The sequence below is a fragment of the Snodgrassella sp. M0351 genome (assembly GCF_016100575.1).
Classification (GTDB): Bacteria; Pseudomonadota; Gammaproteobacteria; order Burkholderiales; family Neisseriaceae; genus Snodgrassella; species Snodgrassella alvi.
In genome coordinates this window covers 1-436 of the sequence record NZ_JACFSG010000017.1, presented here as the reverse complement: position 1 = coordinate 436, position 436 = coordinate 1, and the positions used below count along the sequence as shown (strand labels likewise).

Sequence of the window (436 nt, the reverse complement as noted above, 5' to 3'; positions counted from 1 at the left end):
GTAAAGATGCCTATCTGAATACGGAAAGTATTAAAAATAATAATAAAGGGATAATAAGCAGTGAAAATCTGCATCTTAAGGCATCGGTAAGTTTAAACAACAGTACAAATGGTGTGATTCAGTCGGGCAAAGAGGCTGTAATTCAAGCATCGACACTGGATAACAGCAATAATGGCAGCATAGATGCAGACAGTATTGATCTGACAGCAGATAGTGTAAACAATGCAGCCGGAGCTATCCGGACAAATCAGCAGTTAAAGGCACAGATTAGCAATAGTCTGAATAATCAGGGCGGAGAATTCGGCAGTGGCGGAGATGTGTTGCTCAACAGTGAAGGCGAAAGTCATCTGGCTGTTGATAACAGTAACGGCGGAAAAATCATAGCCGGTAAAGATGCCTATCTGAATACGGAAAGTATTAAAAATAATAATAAAGG

At 40.1% G+C, this 436-nt stretch carries 1 protein-coding gene; it reads left to right on the top strand.

Annotation, left to right across the window (positions count from 1 at the left end; translation table 11 throughout):
* Nucleotides 1–436 (top strand): hypothetical protein (locus H3V01_RS10915; protein ID WP_198186794.1); only part of this gene is annotated, 436 nt, incomplete at both ends.